Consider the following 22,255-nt stretch of genomic DNA (forward strand, 5'->3'; position numbering starts at 1 on the left):
GGCTAATAGATAAAATCTTCCTCACTTCCCCTGGGGGTCACGCAGCAGGATCACCTCGATCCGGTTGTTGCGCGCCGCGCGCGGATCACGATCCACCAGTTCCCGGTCCGCATGTCCCGCCACCCGCGCGATACGCTCTGCCACGACTCCGCCCTCTTCAATCAAACTCCGTACGCGATCGGCCCGCGCCGAGGACAGGGGCCATGACATATCATGCGCCACGGCCTTGGCCTCGGATGTCACATGGCCCTCGATCGCCATCCGGTTGCGCACCAGATTTGCCGCCTCTGCAATGATGCCCAGAATGATCCTGAGATCGCCGGTTTCCCTGTCGGAACGTGTCTCGAACAGGGGCCGATCAGGCAGATCGAACACCTCGATCACCAGCCCTTCATCGGTCTGGCGCGTCACCACGTGCTTCAGGGCATTGTCGAGCGCCATGCTCTCGCCGCCCTGCCCAAGCAGCAACTCTTCCACCTCTTCAAGCCGGCTGTCCTCTCCCGACTGGGCCGTGCCGTCCGCCTCGTTTTCCGACACGATGGCCACCCCACCGGTACCCGACCGCGCAAGCAGCTGCTCGTCGAAAATACTATTGCCGCCGAACATCTCTTCACCACCGCCCGACACCCGATTGACGGCCACCGTCGGATTGAAATAATCCGCAATCCCCTTGCGCTGTTTCTCGGTTGTTGCGTTCAACAGCCACATCAACAGGAAGAACGCCATCATTGCGGTCACGAAATCGGCATAGGCCACTTTCCAGGCGCCCCCATGATGCCCGTCGCCCACAACGTTCTTCTTCCGTTTGATGATGACCGGAGCCGCATTGCTTTGCGTACTCATCTCACCACCTGTTACTCACCCGCTAACAGGCCTATCACCCGGCGTCTTACCAACTGTTTAACGGTTCAAATGCAACAGAAATTCAGGGATGGTCCGGTGCCATGTCTTCCGACAACCGCGTCAGGAAACTCTGTCGGTCAAGACCCGGGGGAATCGGTGGCAAGACACGCACCGTGATGGTTCCGGGATATTTCAACAGCGTCCCCGAGGGCCAGCAAACGCCGGAGTTCAGAAGGATAGGCACCACCGGCACCTGTGCCTTGGCATAAAGAACCCCGATCCCCGATTGTATGCGGCCCTTGTCATGCCGTCGCCGTGTACCGGCGGGAAAGATCAACAGGTTCCGCCCGCCCCTGACCACGGCCACACCCTTGTCCAGCGCTTCGCGCATGCCATCCACCGATCCGCCGCGATCCACCGGAATATGCCCGACTCCCTGCGCCACCATCCCGACAATCGGATAGCCAAACACCTCTTTCTTGGCGAACATCACCGGGTCAGGCAGCAACTCCTGAAAGAACAGGGTCTCCCACGAGGATTCATGCTGTGACGCAATCAGGAATGGCGCCGCCGGCAGGTTCTCACGCCCCAATATCTCGTGACGCACGCCACAGACGACGCGCAACAGCCACATCTGAAGGCGCAGGTACCGACATCCCAACCCCACGAGAAAGCGGCGCGGCATCCACAACACGGGAAAGCACAACAGGAACGGCAGGAAACACAGCACGGAAAGCACGTAAAACCCCGTGCTTCGCAACTGGATACCCAAAGTGGCGGTTTGGCTTGATGACATGCCCCAGAATACCCGTTTCAAATTCGCGTTTCCCACCCCCGGTTCGGCGCAGGCTATCAGGTCACACTATCCATTGCGCGCCTCAAGAGAGCAACCTTCGGCCATTCATCGCGCATTTTGCAAACAACTGATGAAATCCCGCCACGCGCTATGGTCTCCCGATGGTGTCTCGCCTAATTTGCCAGCAAGAGAGTTTCGGTTTTGGAGATTGCCCAATGCGCCCGCGTCTGCGCCAGTTGCTTGCCTGCGCCACGCTCGGCCTGGCCCTGAGCGCGCCAGCGCCTGCCGCTTTGGCCTTCGAAACCCGCGTTGACGCCCCCGAAGATCTGATCCGACGCATTGAATCCGCCTCGCTTGTCTTCACAGCCAAGGCCGAGGGCATCACCGAACCGCAAGACATCTTGGCGATGGCGAATGCCGATTACCGCCGCATCCTCTCGGTGCTTTACGACCTTGGGTATTTCGGGCCGACAATCGACATTCGCCTCAACGGTCGCGAGGTCGCGTCCTTTCCGCCCTTCCAGCCCCTGAAACAGGTCACCAGCGTGGAGTACCGGGTCGAGCCCGGGCCGAAGTTCGTCTTTGGCACCACCCGCATCGCCCCACTCGCACCTGCAACGGAGCTTCCGGAAGGCTTTGCCACCGGTGAAACCGCCAATACGGCGGCCATCCGCAACGCCTCACAGGCCGGGGTAGACGCATGGCGCGCCGCAGGCCACGCCAAGGCCCGCGTCTCGCAACAGGACATACGCGCCAACCACCGCAGCGCCACGCTCTCTGCCGATCTGCGCCTCTCGCCAGGTCAGAAACTCCGCTTTGGCAACCTCACCCTTTCGGGTGACTCCGCCGTAAGCGAACGCCGCCTGCGCAAGATCATCTCTCTGCCCACTGGCGAGACCTTCGATCCGGAAGAGCTCGACCGCATTTCAAAACGTCTGCGCCGCACCGGTGTCTTCCGCTCGGTCTCAATCACGGAATCAGAGACTGTTTCACTGCAAAACGAAATGGACATCGACGTCGCGCTTCAGGACAACAAGCCCCGGCGCATCGGCTTCGGTGCCGAGTTTGAATCCCGTGATGGCGTCTCTGTCTCTGCCTACTGGTTGCATCGCAACCTTCTGGGTGGCGGCGAACGCCTGCGCATCGAGGGCGAGGCCTCGGGGATCGGTGCCCAGACCGGCGGCACCGACTATCGTTTCGATTCCGAACTGATCCGCCCTGCCACCCTTGGTGCGGATACCGATCTCGCCATCGGGCTGACTGCGGAACGGATCAACGATCCGCTCTACACCCTGGAAAGCGCCTCGGCCCGCATCGGGTTCAACCGCCTCGTGTCGGACAAGCTCACCGTCTATGCCGGTTTGCAACTTGAAACCAACGATGTCACCGATGACTTCGGCAACCGCAGCTTCCAGTTCCTCGGCCTGCCCCTTGTTGCCACTTATGACGCGCGCGATGACGAATTGGACACGACATCGGGCCTCTACTCCCGCGTGATCCTGATGCCCTATCTGGGCTACAGCGGCACCGAATCCGGCACTTACCTCCTCTCCGACACCCGCGCCTACCGCAGCCTGGGCGAACGCGTTGTGGCCGCCGGGCGCTTTCAACTGGGTGCCGTCTTTGGCCCCGACCTTGCCAATACCCCGCCCGACCTCCTCTTCCTTTCCGGCGGCGGCGGCACCGTGCGCGGCCAACCCTTCCAGTCGAACTTCATCACCACCGGCGGCAATGACAGCGGCGGCCTCTCGTTCCTCGGCTTCTCCGGAGAAATGCGCATCCGCACCACCCGCAACATCTCCACGGTTGCCTTCTACGATGCGGGCTTCATCGGCGAGAGCACCAACTTTACTTCGGGCGGAGAATGGCATTCCGGCGCAGGCGTGGGCATCCGCTACCATACCGGCATCGGCCCGATCCGCGTTGACATCGCCGGCCCCGTCTCCGGAAGCAACTCCGGCGGCGTGCAACTCTACATCGGCATAGGACAGGCCTTCTGATGCGCGCCCTTCTCCTTATCTTCGCCCTACTGTGGCCGATTACCACCCTGGCTCAGGAAGACGACAAGGGTGCCCTGACCCGCATGTTGCAGGACGCCCTGTCAGGTGCAGGCCGCGAGGTCGTGATCGATGGCTTCAAGGGCGCCCTCAGCGCGCAGGCCACGCTGTCCCAGATGACGATCTCCGACGACACCGGTGTCTGGCTCACCCTCAAGGATGCCACGCTTGATTGGAACCGCGCCGCCCTCTTGCGGGGCCGGATCGAGATCAACCGCCTGTCCGCCGCCGAAATCTACCTGCCGCGCCTCCCGGCCTCTGAACCCTCCGCCCCCTCTCCCGAAGCCACGCCGTTCGCGCTGCCCGAACTTCCGGTTTCCGTCAACATCGGAACCCTACAGATCGACAAGATCACGCTGGGCAAGGACGTCCTCGGCCATCCGCTCGAGGCGCGCCTCACGGGATCCATTGCACTTGCCGACGGGCAAGGCACAACCCGCCTGCAAATTCTCCGCACGGATAACGTCTCTGGTGAAATCTCGCTGCTTGGCGGCTTTGCCAACGAGACCCGCAATCTCGACATCAACCTCAAGGTCACCGAGGCGCAAGATGGCCTGATTGCCAACCTCGCGAACCTTCCCGGCAAACCTTCCCTTAACCTGAGCGTCGAGGGCAGCGGCCCGATCCAGACCATCGAAACCCGCATCGCCCTCGCCACCGACGGCCAGCCCCGCCTACAGGGCACCGTGGCAAAACAGGTCGACGAAGAGACTGGCATCAGCGCCCTTCACGTCGACATTGGCGGCGATCTTGCCCCGCTTTTCGCGCCCGACTATCGGGCCTTCTTCGGCCAGAACATCTCGCTTACCTCGGTCCTTCGCCAGATCCCAGACGGCAGCACCCGGCTCGATCAGCTGCTCCTGACCTCCCGCGCCCTGAACCTGTCCGGCGATCTGGTTCTGGCGCCCGACCGCCTGCCCCAGCGGTTCGCCCTCGACATCGCGCTGGCCGATCCGACGGCCGAAAGCATCCTGCTCCCGCTGCCCGGCGTCCGCACCTCCCTCGGCAGCGCCAATCTCAAGGCGCGCTTTGATGCGGAACGCGGCAATACCTGGACTCTGTCGGGCGATATCCAAAACCTCGTGCAACCCGACCTGACCATCGGCCAGACCGTATTGGCCGGTCAGGGCGTGATTGCCCAGAACACCCCCAAAGCTGTCAGCGCCGCGATCTCGGCCAATGCCACAGGCATCACGGCAACCGATCCCGCCAATGACGCCGTCGCCGCGGCCATCGGTGACACCGCCCTCTTCACCCTGCGCGGCCAATGGCGCGAGGGCGGCCCGCTGGAAATCGAACGCCTCGGCGTTGAGACCTCCGACAGCACGCTGCGCGCCAAAGCCTCCATCAACGGTCCCGCCACCAACCCGACGATCGACACCTCAATCCTCGCCAATATCTCGGATCTGGCGGGGCTCCGTCCTATTGCCCAACGCGCCCTGTCCGGACAGATCAGCGCAAATGCGAACGGCACCCTCATGCCTCTCGCAGGGAGTTTTGACCTTGCTGCGCAAGTGACTGGGAACAACCTCAAACTCGATCACCCCCAGGCTGACGCGCTTCTCGAAGGCACCTCCCGTATTTCGGTCAGCGCCAAACGCGACGAAACCGGCGTCTCGATTCCTGAACTGGACGTTCAGTCAGACGCCGTGAAGGTCACGGGAAATGCCCTGCTCAGAACCGGACAAAGCCGCTATGACATCTCGCTTGCACTGGATGAACTGGCCCGCATCGTGCCTGACATCAGCGGCCCGGTTTCGCTGATTTCTGCCGGAACAGAGACTGATCTGGGCTGGGATGCCACCCTCGAAGCCACTGGCCCCGGAGCCACCCGTCTATCGGCGACCGCAACAACGCGACAGTCGCTCATCAACGCCCGCATCGACGCGGTAACCCAGGCCCTCTCGGACCTGTTCCCTGATCTGAAAGGCAATTCCGCGCTTCAGGCCGACATCTCGCAAACCGCAGAGGGCTGGCGCTTCCAAACCAACGGTACAGGGCCGGCAGGCACATCCCTTGAAAGCGCCGGCACCCTCTCTGCGGATTTCGCAACAGGCTCACTTGTTGCCAAGGGTGATTTCCCCCTCGCCGCGCTAAACCGCATGTTGAAACCGACCGCCATTCAGGGCACCGCCGCTTTCGACCTTGCGCTTGATGGAGCGTTGTCACCAGAGAACCTGCGCGGCACCATTCAGACCGACAACACACGCCTGTCCCTGCCCGATCTCCAGATGGCCCTGAACAATCTCCGCTCGCAGATCACCCTTGCGAATGGAGCGGCCGACCTCTCTGTCGATGGCGATGTCGCCGCGGGCGGGGCGATCACTGTGCGCGGCAACACCACGCTTTCCGCGCCCTTCAACGGCAATATCTCGACATCTCTTCAGGCGGTCCGGGTCAAATACGAAGCCCTCGCCGAAACCATCCTCAACGGCGAGGTCACCCTATCAGGGCCACTGACTGGCGGGGCCTTGATCGCCGGGGACATCCTGCTTGATCCCACTGAGATCCGCGTTTCCACCACCAGCGGTTCCGGCAGCGCGGGCACCGCCATCACCCATATCGGCGAGCCCGCCAGCGTGCGTCGCACCCGAGATCGGGCCGGCGTCATTGCCACCGCCTCCGGTGGCGCATCTACCCCGTTTGACCTCAACCTCGCCATTTCCGCGCCCAACCGTTTCTTCGTGCGCGGCCTTGGCCTCGACTCGGAATTTGGCGGCGCGCTCACATTGACCGGCACCACGGCCAATCCCATCGCCTCAGGTGAATTCGAACTCCTGCGGGGCCGCCTCAACTTCCTCGCCCGCCGTTTCGACCTGACCGAAGGCCTCGTAACCCTCGCAGGAAGTTTCACACCCGACATTCGCCTGGTCGCGTCCACCGAATCCGCGGATGCGACGTTCGACATCATCCTCGAAGGCAGTGCAGACGCCCCTGAAATCTCGATCACATCTTCCCCCGAGATGGCCGAGGACGAAGCGCTGGCCCAGCTGCTCTTCGGCTCGTCCGCCTCGGAAATTTCCCCGCTTCAGGCCGCCCGCCTCGCCAATGCGGTTGCCAGTATGTCCGGCGGTGGGGGCGGCAACCTGTTCGGCGGCCTGCGCAATTCGGTTGGCATCGACGATCTCGATGTCTCTACCGACGCCAATGGTCAAACCGAGATCACGGCAGGCAAATATATCAACGACAACATCTATTCCGAGATCGGGATCGACGGTGAGGGCAACTCCTCGATCAGCCTCAACCTCGATGTCACCCGCAGCCTGACCGTCAAGGGACAGGTCGGGGCCGACGCCAACACCGGCATCGGACTGTTTTACCAGAAAGACTACTGATACGAAAAAGGGCGCCCGCACGGGACGCCCTTTCCAGTCTCTATTTCAGCGCGATTTAGTCGATGATCGCGTTCAGCGTTGCCGACGGGCGCATCACTTTCGCCTTCAGCTCAACGCTCGGACGGTAGTAACCACCGATGTCCGCTGCCGGGCCCTGAGCGGCTGCCAGCTCGGCCAGGATCGCCTCTTCACCATCGGCCAGCGCCTTGGCAATGCCCGCGAACTCGGCCGCCAGATCGGCGTCGTCACCCTGTGCCGCCAGGGCTTCGGCCCAGTAGCGTGCAAACCAGTAGTGGCTGTCACGGTTGTCCGGCTGGCCAACCTTGCGCGACGGCGACTTGTTGTTGTCGAGGATACCCTGCGTCGCTTCTTCCGCCGCGCGGCCCAGAACACCCGCTTTCGCGTTGCCTTTGACGTCCGCCAGGAAGTTCAGCGATTCACCCAGGGCACAGAACTCACCCATCGAGTCCCAGCGCAGGTGGTTTTCTTCCACCAGCTGCTGAACGTGCTTAGGCGCAGACCCACCAGCACCGGTTTCAAACAGACCGCCGCCTTTCATCAGCTTCACGATCGACAGCATCTTGGCCGAGGTGCCCAGTTCCAGGATCGGGAACAGGTCGGTCAGGTAGTCACGCAGCACGTTGCCGGTGATGGCGATGCTGTCGTTGCCCGCGGTGATGGTCTTCAGCGACTGCGCGGTTGCCTCGCGCGGTGCCATGATCTGGAACAGGTCGGCTTTACCAGCCGCTTCCAGCGCCGGCTTCACGTATTCGATCAGCTGGGCATCGTGGGCGCGGTTTGCGTCCAGCCAGAAGATCGCTTCCGAACCGGTCAGACGCTGACGGTCCATCGCCAGTTCGATCCAGTTCTCGATCGGGGCCTTCTTCACGGTGCACGAACGCCAGATGTCACCGGCTTCCACGTCGTGGCTGTGCAGGGTCTCGCCATTGGCCAGAACAATGCGGATGGTGCCATCTGCGGGGGCTTCAAAGGTGGTCGGGTGCGAACCGTATTCTTCCGCCTTCTGCGCCATCAGGCCGACGTTGGCGACGGCACCGGCGGTGGTCACGTCCAGCGCGCCGTTGGCTTTGAAGAAATTGATGGTCTCGTCATAGACGGTCGCATAGCAGCGGTCAGGAATGACACAGTTGGTGTCGCCCTTGGCGCCGGTCTCGTCCCAGCCCTTGCCGCCTGCGCGGATCACGGCCGGCATCGAGGCGTCGATGATCACGTCCGACGGCACGTGCAGGTTGGTGATGCCCTTGTCGCTGTCGACCATGTACATCGACGGACGCTCGAGCGCCGCGATCTCTGCCTTGATCTCGTCTGCGTTCGACAGGCTGTCGATGGCAGCCAGAACCGCACCAAGGCCCGAGTTCGGCGCGCCACCGGCGGCGGCAATTGCCTCACCGTGCTTGTCCCAGACCGGGCCAAGCCATGCCTTGACCGCGTGGCCAAAGATGATCGGATCCGACACTTTCATCATGGTCGCTTTCATGTGAAGCGAGAACATGGTGCCGTCATTCTTGGTGTCTTCGATGGCGTCTGCCAGGAACGCGCCAAGCGCCTTGGCCGACATGAAGGTCGCGTCTGCAACGGTGCCTTCTTCCAGCGGCCAGCCGTCTTTCAGAACGGTGACCGAACCGTCTTTGCCGACGAATTCGATCTTCGCGTCGCCTGCCTGACCGGCGGCGATGGTGGCCGAAACTTCGTTGGCATAGAAATCATTGCCCGGCATCGACGACACTTTGGTCTTGCTGTCGGCAACCCATTCGCCCATCGAGTGCGGGTTGTTCTGGGCATAGTTCTTCACCGCGCGGGCGGCACGGCGGTCCGAGTTGCCTTCACGCAGAACCGGGTTCACGGCCGAACCCTTGATGGTGTCGTAACGGGCGCGGATCGCCTTTTCTTCGTCGGTCTGCGGATCTTCCGGATAGGCCGGGATGTCATAGCCCTGCGCCTGGAGTTCCTCGATGGCAGCAACCAGCTGCGGCACCGATGCCGAGATGTTCGGCAGCTTGATGACGTTTGCGTCCGGGGTTTTCACCAGTTCGCCCAGCGCGGCCAGATCGTCCGACTGGCGCTGTGCGTCGGTCAGGTTCTCGGGGAAGGTCGCGATGATACGGCCAGACAGCGAAATGTCCGGGGTGCCAACGGTGATTCCGGCGGCGGAAACGAACTTGCGGATGATCGGGAGAAACGAAGCCGATGCCAGCTCGGGCGCTTCGTCTACAATTGTATACAAAATATCGGGTTTCGATGTATCGGCCATTTTATTCCCTACCTTTCAGAGTTTCAGGAAGTTCTGGTGACTTACGTAGCGAGGCTACCAACTCTCTTGCGATGCCGCCGTGCAGCGACAAACTGTATGCCGCCCGTTTAAAACACGACAACGCGAATTTCAATTGACGCTTTGCCCTTCATGGGGAGACACAATGCCACGGTATGCAATGGTATGCAATTCTACTTCTGCACTTTCGGCATCGCCCGCATCCGGCGGTTCAACGTGGCCAGAATCATCCGCAGATCCATGCAGACGCTGCGATGCCGAGCATAGATCAGGTCCAGCCGCGCCTTTGTCGGAATACAGCGCCGCTCGTATACGGCCTCGGTTTCCTCTGCCGTTGTACAGGGCGCGATCAGCGCCTCTTCCCGCTTGTGAAACACCACGGTGGCGAGACCCGTCACACCAGGGCGATCCTTGAGAACCTCTCCATACAAGTCGGGAAACCGCTCTACATACCGGCGCAACGGAGGGCGTGGCCCGACATAACCCATGTCACCCTTGAAGATGTTCCAAAGCTGCGGCAGCTCATCCACCCGCGTCCTGCGCATGAAGCGGCCAATCGGTGTGATCCGCGCCACCTTGTCACCACCGGCAACCCCGCTGTCATTGTCGTCATGGGTCATGGTGCGGAACTTGTAGAGCATGAAAGGCTTGCACCCCCGCGTCATCCGCTCCTGTCGAAAGAACACGGGACGCCCGTCAAGGATCAGCACCGCAATAGTCACGATGATGATCACCGGCACAAGAAACGGCGCCATCAGGATCACCAAAACAATATCCATCACCCGGCTCATGCGGTTTCTCCTCCAAGGGCGCGCCACTCTGCAATCATCTCATCCGCACCTAAAGGCTCTGATCCCCCAAGAACAGTGTCGAGTTTTGCCGTCTCCAACACAACAACAGGCACCGCCCCGTCCGGCGCATCACGCCACTGCATCGCCTTGCCCGCCGCCTGCACAAGGGCTTCCATCGCCACCGGCGTCGGGTTCGCCACGTTGACCACATCAGGCAGGGAAACAGTCTCTAACAAGGCCAGAACAGCCTCTGCAAACCGGCTCACCGAAAGGTAGCTGCGCCTTGGCCCCTGCCCATCCGCAAACCTATCGAGCGTCAGGACACCGGGCCGTTCGATCGCCCCGAACAGGCTCTCGGCCCCCACGACATTCGCCATCCGCATCAGGCAGGTCTCGATCCCGCCAACCGGGTTGGACTGCACCCACTGCTCCATCGCCAGCTTGGCCTTGCCATAGTCCGTCACCGGTATGGTCTCGCCCCCTTCCGACAGCGACACCCCCGGGCCATAGACCGCCGACGACGAACACTGCAGCACCCGGCTCGCACCGCACTGCTGTGCAAGCGTCATGGCATCTTGTGCCAACGTCACGTTCATCGGAAGATCAGCACCACCCGGCGTCACGCCCCAAAGCGCCAGAACCGCATCGGCGCGAACCGGTGCCTGCAACGGCCACGACCCGTCCGCCCGCGACAGCCACACAACCCGCCAGCCCTTGGGTGCCGACTTGTCCCAATACCGGCGCAGCAGGCGGCCTAGTTTTCCGCCTGCCCCCGTTACCAGCAATGTCCGCTCGGCAGATGTCACACGACCCTCCCGGCCCCTGGCCTCAGTCGTCAAAATACTCCCCGCGCCCAATCGAGGCATAGGCGGTAAAGCCCGCCCGCTTGGCATCGCGCGGCGAATAGATGTTTCGCAGGTCCGCCATATGCGGCAGGTTCATCTTCTTCGCCATCCGCTTGAGATCCAGCGCGCGGAATTCATTCCATTCCGTCAGCAACACAACAAGATCGGCATTGTTCGCCGCCTTGTAGGCATCCTCAACCCAGTGCACGCCGGGCAACAGGGCCTCGCCTTCGTGCTGACCCTGCGGATCACAGACCCGCACCTTGGCACCGCCCCCTACAAGCGCAGGCACGATGGTCAGGGCGGGGGCGTCCCGCATGTCATCAGTGTTCGGTTTGAAGGTCACACCCAGCACCGCGATGATCTTGCCGTTCACGCTGCCACCGCACAGGTCCAGCACCTTGTCGATCATCCGGCGCTTGATCTCTTCGTTCACCTTGATGACGGTTTCGGTGATCTGCATCGGCACCGCATGTTCCTGCCCGATCCGGGCAAGCGCCTTGGTATCCTTCGGGAAACACGACCCGCCATAGCCGGGCCCCGCATGCAGGAACTTGTTCCCGATCCGGTTATCAAGCCCGATGCCCCGCGACACTTCCTTGATATCGCCGCCAACGCGCTCACACAGCGCGGCAATCTCGTTGATGAAAGTGATCTTGGTGGCGAGGAACGCATTCGCCGCGTATTTGATCATCTCCGCGCTTTCGAGGTCAGTGGTGACAATCGGATATTCCCGCAGGTACAGCGGGCGATAGATCTCGTTCATAACCTCGGCGGCACGATCATTCTGAACCCCCACCACAACACGGTCGGGCTTCATGAAGTCCTCGATCGCCGCGCCTTCACGCAGGAACTCAGGGTTGGATGCCACGTCGAATTCCAGCTGCGGGTTGGCCTTCTTGACCGTCTGCTTCACCTGACGGTTCGTCCCAACAGGCACGGTCGATTTGGTGACGATGACGATATAGTCCTTCGCGGTCCGCGCAATTTCCTCTGCGGCGGCCATCACGTAAGACAGGTCGGCATGGCCATCCCCGCGACGGGTCGGCGTGCCAACGGCAATGAACACCGCCTCGGCCCCATCCAGCGCCTCTTCCAGATCAAGGGTAAAGCTCAACCGCCCGGCCTCGACGTTCTTGGCCATCAGGACATCCAGCCCCGGCTCGTAGATCGGAACCTCGCCAGCCTTCAGCTTTTCGATCTTGGTCAGATCCTTGTCGACACAAACAACCTCGTGGCCGAAATCCGAGAAACAAACTCCCGAGACCAGCCCGACATAACCTGTCCCGATCATCGCAATCTTCATCTGAACTGCTCCCGCTCAGCTATTTGTTTTCTTCGTCATGACCTGTGCAACGCGCCCTGTCAACGCGCAGGCCCCAAGGTGGCCCCTAACCGTCCAGAAGACGCAGCAAATAGGCACCATAGTCGTTTTTTCCAAAGGTTTCGGCACGCGCACGCAGCTCATCCTCCAAAATCCATCCCTTGCCAAAGGCAATCTCTTCGGGGCTGCCCACCTGTTGCCCCTGCCGTTCGCTCAGCGTCCGAACAAAGTTCCCCGCATCCAGAAGGCTCGCATGTGTCCCGGTATCCAGCCAGGCATACCCGCGCCCCATCTGCTGAACGCTCAATTGCCCGTCCGCCAGATACATCTCGAGAAGCGTCGTGATCTCCAGCTCACCGCGTGGCGATGGCTTCACCTGTTTCGCACGTTCCGGCGCGGTGCCATCCAGAAAGTACAACCCTGTCACGGCAAAGGGCGAAGGCGGCACCTCGGGCTTTTCGATGATCTGCTGCACATTGCCATCCGCGTCAAAACCCACAACGCCATAGCGTTCCGGATCGGCCACGCGATAGCCAAACACGGTACCACCCGCGCTGTCATCCGCCGCCTGCAAGCGCTCCGGCAGGCCATGACCAAAAAAGATATTGTCGCCTAGAACCATCGCCGAAGGCGCGCCATCCAGAAACTCTTCGGCCAGGATATAGGCCTGCGCCAGCCCATCCGGCGAGGGCTGCACGATATACGTCAAATCAAGCCCCCACTGGCTACCATCGCCAAGGGTGCGTTTGAATTGCTCCTGATCCTGCGGCGTGGTGATCACCGCGATCTCGCGGATATTGGCCAGCATCAGCACCGACAGCGGGTAATAGATCATCGGCTTGTCGTAGATCGGCAGCAACTGTTTCGAGATGCCAATCGTGATCGGATACAGCCGCGTCCCCGATCCCCCCGCGAGAATGATCCCTTTGCGTTTCGTCATGTCTTAACCCAATGCCCGGAGAACCCGGTCCAGTCCGGCCCGCCAATCCGGGGCCTCGATTCCAAAATCCCGCTGCAACGCCCCGCAATCCAACCGAGAGTTCAACGGGCGCTGTGCAGGGGTAGGATAGTCGCTTGTCGGAATATCCGAAACCGTCACCTGCCGCCCGGCCCGTTCGAAAATCTCGCGGGCAAAACCGGCCCAACTGACCGGCGGCTGCCCGCCAAAATGATATGTGCCACCTGCCTGACCGTCAGCCATCTGCCGGGCCATGCCAAGCAGGGCTGTTGCAATGGTATCCGCAGGCGTCGGCCCGCCCACCTGATCCGACACCACGCCCAGCGCATCGCGCGTCTCGGAAAGGCGCAGCATGGTTTTCACGAAATTCGCACCATGCGCCGAAAACACCCAACTGGTCCGCAGGATCGCATGGTGTCCGCCGGCGGCACGCACCGCCTCTTCTCCCGCCAGCTTGCTACGCCCATAGGCATTCAGCGGCGCAACGGGATCACCCTCGCACCACGGCGTTTCGCCCGACCCGTCAAACACATAATCGGTGGAGACATGCAGAAACGGAATGCCCCTGTCTGCCGCCGCCCGCGCCATCGCTCCGGGTGCATCGCCATTGATCACCTTGGCAAGCGCCTCTTCCTCTTCGGCCTTGTCGACCGCCGTATAGGCCGCGGCATTGATCACCGCGTCCACGTTCATGCCTGAAATGATACCGGCACAGGTTGCCGGATCGGACAGATCCGCCTCGGAGCGCGGCAAGCTGAGGATCGAACCCCCGTCTCCCTTGGCCACCAACTCCCGTGCCACTTGCCCGGAATGTCCAAAAACCAAAACCTTCATCTGTGCGATGTCGCACCTCCGCAATACCGACGTGATACAGACAGGCCGTTTCACGCCTTTCCAAGCCTTACGCCAACGCCTTCCCGATCTTGCAAAGCACGCCACCAGACCTCGTTCTCGAGGTACCATTCCACCGTCTTGCGTAGCCCCTGTTCAAGGGTCACCGAAGGTCGCCAATTAAGTTCGCCACGCATTCTGCTGGGGTCGATCGCGTATCTCATATCATGGCCCGGACGGTCCTGAACAAAGGAAATCAGGCTGGAATACGGTCTCTCCTGGGGTCTCAACTCATCCAGAATTGCACAAATCATCCGAACGAGATCAATATTCCGCGCCTCGTTCTCGCCCCCGATATTATAGCTACGCCCCACCTCGCCCCTTTGCAGAACAGTCAAAAGCGCATCGGCATGATCTTCGACAAACAGCCAGTCCCGCACGTTCTCGCCCTTGCCATAAACCGGGATCTCCTTGCCTGCCAAAGCATTCAGGATAACCACGGGGATCAGTTTTTCAGGAAAGTGGAAAGGCCCGTAATTGTTGGAACAATTGGTGATCACCACCGGCAATCCATAGGTCTCGCCCCAGGCTCTCACCAAGTGATCACTGGCCGCCTTGGACGCCGAATAAGGCGAGTTCGGCGCATAGGGTGTGTCCTCGGTGAACTGCCCTTCTGCCCCCAACGATCCATAGACTTCGTCGGTCGAGATATGGTGAAACCGGAACCCTTCCGGCCGCCCTTGCCGCTCCCAATGCGCCCGCGCCGCCTGAAGCAGGTTAAAGGTGCCATTCACATTGGTCTCGATGAACAATCCCGGCCCGTCAATTGACCGGTCCACATGGCTCTCGGCCGCAAGATGCATCACCGCATCCGGCGCATGACGCTCAAACACGGCCTCAACCGCAGCGGCTTCACGAATATCGCAATGCTCGAACGCATAGGTCTCTTGATCCGCAACAGATGCCACGTTCTCAAGACATGCCGCATAGGTCAACGCATCAAGGTTCACCACCTCATGCCCCTGCGCCACCGCTTGCCGCACCACCGCCGAACCGATAAATCCGGCACCACCCGTCACCAAGAGCTTCATGCGCAACCCTCCCAAACAAAAGGCAAATCCGCGTCAGCCAGCAACGGCGCGCCAGCGTCTTTCTCGCTCAGAACCGCGGCCTCGCGATCGATCCCCCAGTCCACACCAATCGCCGGATCATCAAACCTGATCGCCCGATCACACTCTGGCGCGTAATAGTCCGAACACTTGTAGACAATCTCGGTATCATCGCTCAGCGTCACGAACCCATGCGCGAACCCCTCAGGCACCAAAAGCTGCCGACCGTTCTCGGCCGTCAGCTCTTCCGCGACCCACTGGCCAAAGGTCGGTGATCCCTTGCGAATGTCCACCGCCACATCAAGCAACGCGCCACGCCCACACCGCACCAGCTTGGCCTGCGCATGCGGAGGAGACTGATAATGCAGCCCCCGCACCGTCCCTTTGCGGGCCGAGACCGAATGGTTGTCCTGAACAAAATCTATCGAAAGCCCATGCGATTCCATCGTTCGACGGTTCCAGCTCTCTGAAAAGAACCCGCGCGCATCTCCGTGCCGCGCCGGGACAATGACAACCACACCTTCAAGCTTGGTGGAAACGACTTGCATAATAATCCCTCAGTATTCTCCTGCGAGCGTTGTGCCACATATCTTTCTAAATGGAACCCCCCGTCCCCTCGCGGTTTGACACATGCAGGGATTTGTGACCCTTAGAACGCAAAGGTCTTTTGGAGATAGCGGGTGAGCGAGGAATTGGATCAGACACAGGGAAACCTCGTTGCAGTCGTGGTGACGTACAACCGCCTGTCCCAGCTTCAGATCACGGTTGACCATCTCCTCAACAGCGCCCCGGAACACCTTCACACCGTGGTCATCGTCGACAACGCAAGCACCGATGACACAGCCACTTGGCTGGCAGCACAAGACGATCCACGCCTGCGTATCCATCGTAGCGAAATAAACGCCGGCGGCGCCGGCGGTTTCGAGACCGGAATGCGCATTGCCATGGACGAGTTCGATCCGGATTGGCTTGTCCTGATGGACGACGATGGACGCCCGCAAGCCGACGCGTTGAAGACATTCCATCACCTCGACCTGGGAAAATGGGACGCCATCGCCGCAGCCGTCTACGACGACAAGGGCGAAATCTGTGACATGAACTGCCCGTCCCGCAACCCGTTCTGGAACCCGAGAGTGTTCCTGCGCACCAGCCTGCGTCTTGGCGGCCGCAGCGGGTTTCACCTGAAACCCTCAGACTATGCGGGAACCCAACCCGTCGACATCGACATCACGTCTTTCGTGGGCTTTTTCATTCGCGGCGCAGCCGTAAAGCGAAACGGTTATCCCGACCCCTCGCTGTTCGTTTACGGAGATGACGCGCTTTATTCGCTGTCGCTTCGCAAGGCGGGGGGCGCAATCGCCTTTCATCCGCAGATCAAATTCGAACACGCGTTCCAGACCTTCCAGAACGAGGATCGCCGCTTTCGCCCGTTGTGGAAACTCTACTACTACCACCGCAACCTGCTGCTTCTCTATCGCGCCGCATCCGGCCCTCTTTTCGGGCTTGTCCTGCTCGTGTTTCTTCCCAAGTGGGCGCTGAAAGTCCGCCACCATTCTGGCGAGACGCGCGCATTCACGCGCTACATGTGGCGGGCGATTTCGCATGGGCTACGCCGCCACACGAACGTTGCTCATGATGACGTTGTCGAATGGTCAAAATCGCCCTAGCGGTTCAGCAACTCTTTGTTGTAGCGCCGGATCAGCAGCAAGCCCAAGGCTGTCGTCACAAGTGCAAATCCAAAGACATAGGCCTCGCTGATGTACTGGGGCCTGTAGTTGCTATAAAGCCCGTCACGCATAAGCCCGGTGATATGGATGAGAGGATTGAACCAAATGATATCCTGCGCCAGTTGCGGCAGATCCTCGTAGATGTAGAAAATACCTGACAAGAGGAAAACAGGACGCGTCAGCACGGCCCAGAAATTGGCCCAAATCGGGAAGAACCCGGTGGCCACACAGTTCAGTGTTCCCACACCAAAGGCCAGGAACAAGGCGTGAGCACCGCTCCGTATCATCGTCGGAATATCCATGATAGTGCGGGATCCGACATACTCCAGAATGCCATACAACAGGATGATGGCGATAAGCGAAGTGGTCAGGGCATTCAGCAGGAAACGCGCCATCACGGCATCGATCCATGACACCACCGGGTATTTCAAAAGCGGGCGCGAAAAGATGATCGAACGCTGTACCATGTTGGAAGTCGCCAGATACATCGTCAGAGGCAAATAGGCGGTCGCGAAAAACAAAAGGAAACTGTGCCCAAGCGAGGGGTTCCGCACGAGCAGCTCGAAAGCTACACTCAGGATGATGATCCCGCCCAACGGCTCCAGCAGCGCCCATGCGTACCCGCCTGGTGACCGTCCGTACCGGGTTGCCATTTCGCGTAGGATCAAGGCAAAGGTGATACGCGCTGACACAAACTGCTGAAGGCGGTTGCGGCGCGGCTTGCTTGCCGGGAACGTCATCGGGCAAAAATTTCCCATGCTATTGTTTCAGTTGCAGAGTATGTAGAAAGAAACTGCCCGAGGCAAATCAGATTATTAAGAGACTTTCCCTTGACCGACTCAAAGCAAAACCAAGCGTCCCTAGAGAATAGCTCGACCTCATCAGACGACCTCACCAATCAGGGTACCGGAGAACCTGTGCGCGGTCCGGGCGCCGGCAAAGGTGGCCGTAAGAACTCAGGGGGGGCTCAAGGTAAGAACCAATCCCCGACTCAAGGTGGCAAGGGAGGTGCTGGCAAAAAGCAGGGACCCCGCGTTGTCGTAAGACCCTTGGCAGAGCCAGTCACCGCTCAACGTCGGCACTGGGGCATTCTCTTGAGTGGCCTTCTGATGGTGGTTCTCCCTATCGCTGTCATCGTGTTCTACCTTTGGACGATTGCCGTTGATCAATACAGCTCTCAATCCGGCTTTACAGTTCGCTCCGAGGAAAGTGGCAGCGCCACTGACTTGCTTGGAGGCATCGCAGCCTTCACCGGGGGCGGCACACAAACAGATGCCGATATTCTCTATGAGTTCATCCAGAGCCAGGAGATCGTCGAACGTGTGAACGCCAAGATCGATCTCGTAGAACACTATTCCGCGAATTGGACCAACGACCCTGTCTTCTCGATTTGGCCGGACGCAAGCATTGAAGACCTGCATTGGTACTGGGAACGCTTCGTCCGAATTTCCTACGATCAGAAATCAGGCCTCATCGATCTCCAGGTTCTGGCATTCGACGCGGTAACGGCGCAGCGGATTGCACAGGAAATCGTCAACGAAAGCCAGGCCATGATCAACGCGCTGAACACCACCGCGCGCGAAGACGCCATGCGCTATGCCACCGAGGACCTTGAGCAATCCATTCAGCGCCTCAAGGACGCGCGTGAGGCTCTGACCCGATTTCGGACCCGCACCCAGATCGTCGATCCCCAGACAGACATCGAGGGGCGACTTGGGGTTTTGAACAACCTTCAGCAACAATTGGCAGAGGCTTTGGTCGAGGCAGACATTCTCCTCGAAACCACCTCGGAATCCGATCCACGCCTGATTCAGGCGAACCAGAAAATCAACGTCATCCGCGCACGCATCGCCCACGAACGCAAAACCTTTGCGACAGATAGTGACGAGATCGGTTCGGTCGGCGAGGACTACCCAACCCTGATCGCCGAGTTTGAGAGCCTGACCGTCGATTTGAACTTTGCCGAAGAGGCTTATCGCGCTGCCCTGACAGCTCTTGACGTGGCAAAGGCAAACGCGATCCGCCAAAGCCGGTATTTGGCGACGTTCATCCGCCCCACTTTTCCGGAAACCGCAGAGTATCCCCAACGCTTTGTCATAACCGCCTTGATGTCGCTGCTGATCTTCCTGGTCTGGGGTATCCTGATCCTCGTTTACTACAGTATCCGCGACCGGAAATAAGACCCGGAGTCCTTTGGATGATTCAGTTCAACAACCTGCAAAAGGGGTTCTGGGTAAACGGACACTACCATCCGGTGATCACGAACCTCACCGCCACGCTGCCCAGTGGAAAATCGCTGGCCCTTCTCGGTCGCAATGGTGCGGGTAAGTCCACCCTGCTTCAGATGATCGGCGGCACCCTGCGCCCGGATTCCGGCTCAATCGGCTCTGATGGCACGATTTCTTGGCCCGTAGGGTTCGGCGGCTCGTTTCACCGGGAACTGACAGGGGCTCAGAACATCCGCTTTATCGCACGGATCTATGGCGTCGATACCGACAGCCTCGTCGCCTTCGTCAAGGACTTCGCCGAGCTGGGTGACCACTTTTTCATGCCGGTCCGCACCTATTCCTCGGGCATGAGGTCGCGTCTGGCGTTCGGTGCCTCGATGGGTATCCATTTTGACACCTATCTGGTGGATGAAGTTACGGCGGTGGGCGATGCCCGCTTCAAACGCAAAAGTAGGGCCGTCTTCCGAGAGCGCATGAAGACCAGCAGCGCCATCCTTGTAAGCCACGATATGGCGCAGGTCCGCAGCTTCTGCGATGCAGGTGTGGTTCTCCACGATGGCGGGCTGAATTACTTCGAAGATCTCGAAGAAGCCATTCGCTTCCACGAAGAGCTTATGGAATAGATGAAACTCTTTAAAATTCTCTGACAAGCCAAGGCGATCTCCCTGATTTGGCCATATTGGCGGCACTGCCATTTCAAGCCATCAGGCAACACTAGACCCCGGTGGAAATCGGGGTGATCTCAATGGCACGATTGCAGTTGGTAACAGGCGGCTCGGGGCCCGGCGGTGCGCTGGAAACCGATATCCGGGACATCCGCATCATCGAGACCGACGAGGGAGTTTTTGCCATCTCCCTCACAGGTATTCACGGTGGTCTGGCGAGCTATCAGCTCTCTGCCGGTCACGCGGCCGAGTCGGTTTCCACCACGCTCTTCCCTACGGCTCTCGACATCAACCTGACGGGCGACATCTCGATCGTGACGACTGGCAATCAGGATGTGCTTGTGATCGGGCAGTCCGGTCAGGGGGCCGTTGGCTATGTATTGAACGCCGACGGCACTCTTGGAAACGCGGTCGAGCTGGATGGCCTCGCCCCATCGTCGGGGTCGGTCTCGGCGCTGCACGATAGCCAGGAGGGTTTCGTTTTTCTTGCAGCCCAAGGCGCATCCAGCATTGGCAACTACACGTCGTCCGGCTCTGGGTTCAACCTGTCTGACACCATCACGGACACCGAAGAAACCCTCCTAACGGATGTTGTGTGCCTGGCCAGCCACGACACGTCTGCTGGGTGTATCGTTCTCGCGGCAAGCCAGGGGGAAACCGGCCTCACAAGTTACTGTCTCAACACCGATACCGGCGACATGGAGCCAGTTGATAGCCTTGGTATCCGGGATGGACTTGGCCTTTTGCCGAAACTGGTTGACCTGCAGACCTTCTCTGCCTTCGGAGAATGCTATGCGCTGGTGGCCTCCTCCTCCAGCAACGGCACGGCCTCGGCCCTGAGCGTGATCCGCATCGGACCGGACGGTAAGTTGACCGCGACCGACCACCTGCTCGATACGATACAAACACGTTTTGGGGCGCTTCAGTCTCTTTCCGTCACCGAATCCGGCGATCAGGCCTTTGTCTTTGCCAGCGGCGGCGACGATGGCCTGAGCATGTTTCGCCTCCTGCCAAACGGCCGCCTTCTGTTGATCGACACGCTATCGCATGGCGAGGTCGCTCCACTCGAAAACGTCTCTGCACTTGGATCGGCCCGCCTTGGCAACGAACTCCAGGTGGTCGCGGCCTCCGAAACGTCGGGCATCTCGCAGTTTTCCTATTCACTCGAGGATCAGGGCAACATCCTTCGGGCGCAGAAAAGTGGGCAAAGCCTGACTGGCTCGGGCAAAGGAGACATTCTTTTTGGCGGCAAGGGCAATGACTCACTGGCCGGCGCGTCGGGCGACGACACGATCCAAGACGGCCCCGGCACCGATACTCTGACAGGTGGCGACGGGATCGATACCTTTGTTCTAGAGGAAGATGGCGCGCGTGATGTCATCACGGATTTCAAGCCCGGCACCGACCGCCTCGACTTCTCGGCTTACACCATGTTCTACGACGCGGCCCAACTTACCGTGACCGTCCTCTCAAACGGTGCGATCGTCACCTGGCGCGACGAAGTCACCGAGATCTACAGATCAGGCAACAAGAGCCTGAAATGGAGCGACATCGCAAACGCATTGGTCACCGGACCAGACCGCCCGCCCCTTGTGGTGAACCAGGAGTGGACAGGTGGCGCAGGCGACGATGTTTTCCGCGGCAGCTGGGGCGCGGATTCCCTTTCTGGCGCGCGCGGAGGTGACCACCTCTACGGCAACCTCGGCGCCGATCACCTGAGCGGAGACGAAGGCAGCGACACGCTCCTTGGTGGCGATGGCGATGATCACCTCACAGGCGGCGTGGGACGAGATCGCCTGTTGGGCGGACAGGGTGCTGACCATCTCGAGGGCAACCTCGGCTTTGATACGCTTCTTGGCGGCGACGGGAATGACAGGCTGTTTGCCCACACCGGTGCCGACCTGCTTCATGGAGAGCTAGGCAATGACACGCTCTTTGGCGGTGCCGGAAATGACCGCCTGTTCGGAGGTCTCGGCAATGACGTTCTCAATGGCAACAAGCAGGCTGATCAGATCTGGGCTGGTGGCGGTCATGACACCGTCTCCGGAGGCAAGGGCCCCGACCACGCATGGCTTGGGGATGGCAACAACCTCTGGACCGACGATCTGCAAGCAGACGCCTTTGGCCGGGATACCGTGGTCGGAGGCAATGGCGGGGACACGCTTGAATCAAGAGGGGGCCATGATGTTCTAACAGGTGGCGCAGGTGCGGACAGTTTCGTTTTTCTGGGCCGCACCGGAGACCGGCGGATCACGGATTTCGCCCCTAACACTGACCAATTGGCGCTTCAGATCGCGAACCTGACACAAGAGGATACACACCTAACCGACACCGGCACCGGCCTGCGCATCAGTTGGGATGGCGGCTCAGTTCTGCTCGAAGGGTTGGAGCCGGGCGACTTCACACGAGGCGACATCCTGTTCTGAAGCCCAAAAGGAACCGCCGCCGAAGAAGCT

The 22,255-nt window shown here is 60.2% G+C and carries 17 protein-coding genes; 6 read left to right on the forward strand and 11 right to left on the reverse strand.

The genetic code is table 11. The features are described 5' to 3' along the window. Positions 1-21: 21 nt before the first annotated feature. Both ABWV42_RS15790 and ABWV42_RS15795 read right to left on the reverse strand, forming a co-directional pair. Positions 22-843: a flagellar motor protein MotB gene (locus ABWV42_RS15790; protein ID WP_353341020.1), complete on the reverse strand. Its 822-nt coding sequence runs from the start codon at positions 841-843 to the stop codon at positions 22-24. An 82-nt stretch (positions 844-925) separates the two neighbouring features. Continuing rightward, positions 926-1,639, reverse strand: coding sequence for a lysophospholipid acyltransferase family protein (locus tag ABWV42_RS15795; RefSeq protein WP_353341021.1), 714 nt, complete (start codon positions 1,637-1,639; stop codon positions 926-928). A gap of 215 nt (positions 1,640-1,854) precedes the next feature. Between ABWV42_RS15795 and ABWV42_RS15800 the strand changes: the two genes are divergently transcribed. Beyond that, positions 1,855-3,639, forward strand: coding sequence for an autotransporter assembly complex protein TamA (locus ABWV42_RS15800; RefSeq protein ID WP_353341022.1), 1,785 nt, complete (start codon positions 1,855-1,857; stop codon positions 3,637-3,639). Continuing rightward, a complete protein-coding gene (locus ABWV42_RS15805; RefSeq protein WP_353341023.1) occupies positions 3,639-7,031 on the forward strand; it encodes a translocation/assembly module TamB domain-containing protein in 3,393 nt (1,130 codons plus the stop codon). The genes ABWV42_RS15800 and ABWV42_RS15805 overlap by 1 nt, the downstream gene beginning before the upstream one ends. Positions 7,032-7,086: 55 nt before the next feature. Here ABWV42_RS15805 and ABWV42_RS15810 read toward each other — a convergent pair whose 3' ends face one another. The 8 genes from ABWV42_RS15810 to rfbC all read right to left on the reverse strand — a co-directional run bounded on the left by ABWV42_RS15810 (position 7,087) and on the right by rfbC (position 15,727). Beyond that, entirely contained in the window at positions 7,087-9,303 is a 2,217-nt protein-coding gene (locus ABWV42_RS15810; RefSeq protein ID WP_353341024.1) for an NADP-dependent isocitrate dehydrogenase, read from the reverse strand. Positions 9,304-9,494: 191 nt separating this feature from the next. Then, positions 9,495-10,112 carry a sugar transferase gene (locus ABWV42_RS15815; RefSeq protein ID WP_353341025.1) on the reverse strand — a complete coding sequence of 206 codons (618 nt, stop codon included), beginning with the start codon at positions 10,110-10,112 and terminating at the stop codon, positions 9,495-9,497. Next, entirely contained in the window at positions 10,109-10,918 is an 810-nt protein-coding gene (locus ABWV42_RS15820) for an NAD-dependent epimerase/dehydratase family protein (RefSeq protein WP_353341026.1), read from the reverse strand. Before ABWV42_RS15820 ends, ABWV42_RS15815 begins: the two co-directional genes overlap by 4 nt. Before the next feature lie 22 nt (positions 10,919-10,940). Continuing rightward, entirely contained in the window at positions 10,941-12,263 is a 1,323-nt protein-coding gene (locus tag ABWV42_RS15825; RefSeq protein WP_255109050.1) for a UDP-glucose dehydrogenase family protein, read from the reverse strand. Positions 12,264-12,348: 85 nt separating this feature from the next. After that, the gene (rfbA, locus tag ABWV42_RS15830; protein ID WP_353341028.1) at positions 12,349-13,221 is read right to left on the reverse strand and encodes a glucose-1-phosphate thymidylyltransferase RfbA; all 873 of its coding nucleotides are present in this window, start codon (positions 13,219-13,221) and stop codon (positions 12,349-12,351) included. Between the two features lie 3 nt (positions 13,222-13,224). Further along, the gene (rfbD, locus tag ABWV42_RS15835) at positions 13,225-14,073 is read right to left on the reverse strand and encodes a dTDP-4-dehydrorhamnose reductase (protein ID WP_353341029.1); all 849 of its coding nucleotides are present in this window, start codon (positions 14,071-14,073) and stop codon (positions 13,225-13,227) included. Between the two features lie 50 nt (positions 14,074-14,123). Further along, positions 14,124-15,161 carry a dTDP-glucose 4,6-dehydratase gene (gene rfbB, locus ABWV42_RS15840; protein WP_353341030.1) on the reverse strand — a complete coding sequence of 346 codons (1,038 nt, stop codon included), beginning with the start codon at positions 15,159-15,161 and terminating at the stop codon, positions 14,124-14,126. Next, positions 15,158-15,727, reverse strand: coding sequence for a dTDP-4-dehydrorhamnose 3,5-epimerase (gene rfbC / locus ABWV42_RS15845; protein ID WP_353341031.1), 570 nt, complete (start codon positions 15,725-15,727; stop codon positions 15,158-15,160). The genes rfbB and rfbC overlap by 4 nt, the downstream gene beginning before the upstream one ends. A 132-nt stretch (positions 15,728-15,859) precedes the next feature. On the opposite strand from rfbC, the gene ABWV42_RS15850 reads away from it, so the two are divergent. Continuing rightward, entirely contained in the window at positions 15,860-16,846 is a 987-nt protein-coding gene (locus tag ABWV42_RS15850; protein WP_353341032.1) for a glycosyltransferase, read from the forward strand. Here ABWV42_RS15850 and ABWV42_RS15855 read toward each other — a convergent pair. After that, the gene (locus ABWV42_RS15855; RefSeq protein ID WP_255109062.1) at positions 16,843-17,646 is read right to left on the reverse strand and encodes an ABC transporter permease; all 804 of its coding nucleotides are present in this window, start codon (positions 17,644-17,646) and stop codon (positions 16,843-16,845) included. The two genes, ABWV42_RS15850 and ABWV42_RS15855, sit on opposite strands and share 4 nt — an antisense overlap. A gap of 309 nt (positions 17,647-17,955) precedes the next feature. On the opposite strand from ABWV42_RS15855, the gene ABWV42_RS15860 reads away from it, so the two are divergent. The 3 genes from ABWV42_RS15860 to ABWV42_RS15870 all read left to right on the forward strand — a co-directional run bounded on the left by ABWV42_RS15860 (position 17,956) and on the right by ABWV42_RS15870 (position 22,225). Further along, entirely contained in the window at positions 17,956-19,086 is a 1,131-nt protein-coding gene (locus ABWV42_RS15860; protein ID WP_353341033.1) for a KpsE/RkpR family capsule polysaccharide export protein, read from the forward strand. A 17-nt stretch (positions 19,087-19,103) separates the two neighbouring features. Then, complete coding sequence (locus ABWV42_RS15865) at positions 19,104-19,757, forward strand: ABC transporter ATP-binding protein (RefSeq protein WP_255109066.1); 654 nt, start codon at positions 19,104-19,106, stop codon at positions 19,755-19,757. Positions 19,758-19,879: 122 nt separating this feature from the next. Continuing rightward, complete coding sequence (locus ABWV42_RS15870) at positions 19,880-22,225, forward strand: calcium-binding protein (protein ID WP_353341035.1); 2,346 nt, start codon at positions 19,880-19,882, stop codon at positions 22,223-22,225. Positions 22,226-22,255 lie beyond the last annotated feature (30 nt).

Source organism: Pelagimonas sp. KU-00592-HH (assembly GCF_040369695.1).
Lineage (GTDB): Bacteria > Pseudomonadota > Alphaproteobacteria > Rhodobacterales > Rhodobacteraceae > Shimia.